3 protein-coding genes and 1 riboswitch are annotated in these 2,068 nt (G+C 66.1%); all 3 genes read right to left on the bottom strand.

Annotated elements, in window-relative coordinates; translation table 11 throughout:
• A partial coding sequence (locus WAW17_RS01950) for an ABC transporter substrate-binding protein (RefSeq protein ID WP_422331346.1) occupies positions 1-1,041 on the bottom strand: 1,041 nt, incomplete at its 3' end.
• A gap of 154 nt (positions 1,042-1,195) precedes the next feature.
• Complete coding sequence (locus tag WAW17_RS01945; protein ID WP_422331345.1) at positions 1,196-1,279, bottom strand: putative leader peptide; 84 nt, start codon at positions 1,277-1,279, stop codon at positions 1,196-1,198.
• 4 nt (positions 1,280-1,283) lie between these two features.
• A riboswitch (SAM riboswitch) is annotated at positions 1,284-1,377 on the bottom strand.
• Positions 1,378-1,419: 42 nt separating this feature from the next.
• On the bottom strand, positions 1,420-2,068 hold a 649-nt coding region (locus tag WAW17_RS01940; protein WP_422331344.1), incomplete at its 5' end, for an LLM class flavin-dependent oxidoreductase.

Genomic DNA, 2,068 nt, shown 5'->3' with positions numbered 1-2,068 from the left:
GGCCAGGGTGCTGGTGGCCGGCTTGAAGTCGGGTCCGAGCACCGTATCCACCAACTCCTGACGGTTGATCGCCGGTACCAGCGCGCTCCGAACGGCCGGATCGGTGAGCGGCCCGCGGGTCACGTTGGGCTGGAAACCGAATGGAACGCCGGGGTTCGAGGTGGTGAGTACCTTTCCTCCTGCCCCTTCGATCTGCGGTGCGTCCTGCGGCAGCGCGTCGCTGATGGCGTCGAGCTGCCCCGAGGCCAGGCTTCCCGTCCGGACACCGGATTCGGGAACCACGGTGAACTCGATCTTGTCGAGGTAGGCCTCGCCGTCGTGGCCGAACACCTCGGAGCCCCAGTTGTAGCCGACACGCTTGGCGAGAGTGACCGACTTGTCCTGCTGGTAGTCGGCATAGGTGAAAGGTCCGGTGCCCGAAATGTCGCCGGTGCAGCGCTCTTCGGCCGATTTCGCGGTGGTGGCGTCGGAGAGGATCCCGAGTTGCGGGGTCGAGGACGCCTGCAGGAACTGCGCATTGGGTGCGGCGAAGTCGACCTTCGCTGTCGTCGGATCGACGACGGTGGTGCCGGTGTACCCGGTGAGATAGCTCGAGGCGAGAGCCGCCTTGGCGCCGGTGAGCGTCTTGACGATCGCATCGAGGTTCTTCTTCACCGACTCCGCTGTGAAAGGTGTTCCGTCACTGAAGGTCACGCCGTCTTTCAGGTGAAAGGTGAAGGACGATGCGTCGGCATTCGATTCCCAGCTCTCCGCCAGCCACGGCTTCAGTTCCCCGCTGTCCGGGTCCTGGTCGGTGAGCGAATCCACCACCTGCCGGGCCACATAGATCGTCTGATTGGTGCCCGACTGCGCGGGATCGGCGCAGGTGGGTGCCTGCGAAAGGCCGTAGCGGAGAGTTCCGCCCGGTTGTGCGGGACCGGCATCTGCCGAGGAATCACTCGAACTGCCACCGCATGCGGCGAGCGCCGAAGCCAGGATCGCGGCAGCGCCGACACCGGCGACGATACCGGTACGCGAACGCGGGGTGGAGGACAAAGACACAGGTGACACCGAGAACTCCGTGATCTCGAAGAGGTGCCCTGCACGCCGCTCGTCGGACGGGCGGCGCGCGCGGACACAGCAAGGTGAGGAACACCGGATCCGATCCGGATGCGGTGTGGTGAGCAGGATTCCCGGCTCTGGGCCGGGTCTCAGGTCAGGTGCGACAGATTGCTGCGGACAACCTGCAGAGATCGACGTGCAGACGCCCCCAGGCGCTCACGAAACCTTCGGTCAACATGTTTCCTCCATCGGTCCCGGCGGTAGCACCCGCACCCGCGGAGCGGGGGGTTGCTGCGACGTCAACGAGCCAGGTCTCTCGGTCGCTCTGGATGGTCGTTGCCCAGTGTAAGAGATTGCGGGACCGTGCGCCATCCGGCCCTACCCCACGGACTGACGGGCCGGAACGTCCCACTGCGACAGCGTGGGCCGCAGACCGAGGTGTTCACGCAGGGTCGAACCCTCGTAGTCCGTCCGATACGCACCACGTGCCTGCAACTCGGGTACGAGCAGGTCCACTATCTCGTCGAGCCCGGTGGGCACCAGATACGGCGAGATGTTGAATCCGTCGGTCGCTCCGCGGCGAACCCATCGGACGAGTTCGTCGGCCACGCTTCCGGGCGTACCCGCGAATCCGGAACGCTGCGTTGTCTCGAGGACCACCTGCCGGAGCGAGAGGTTCCGTTCCTCGGCCAGGGTGCGCCATTCCCTGGCGATGGCGAGCGGGTCCTTGCCGTCACGTGCCGCCCCGCGGGTGGCCGAAATAGGTGCAGGGACCGGATCGAACTCGGGCAGTGGCCCGTCCGGATCGCGATCGGACAGGTCGCGCCCCCATACCTGTCCGGCCAGCGACAACGTCGTCTGTCCGGTGAACTGTCCGTCCAGGACCCAGCGCACCTTCTCCTCCACCTCGGATTCCCTTTCCGCGAGGATGATCTGAGTGCCGGGCAGGATTCTGATGTCGTCCTCCGGGCGGCCCGCTCGGCGAAGCCGCCCTCGGATGTCTTCGGCGAAGGCGAATGCCTCGTCG

The organism is Rhodococcus sp. (in: high G+C Gram-positive bacteria), from assembly GCF_049286785.1.
Taxonomy (GTDB): Bacteria; Actinomycetota; Actinomycetes; order Mycobacteriales; family Mycobacteriaceae; genus Rhodococcus_F.
The sequence above is the reverse complement of the archived record's forward strand: the minus strand, read 5'-3'. Positions and strand labels throughout refer to the sequence as shown.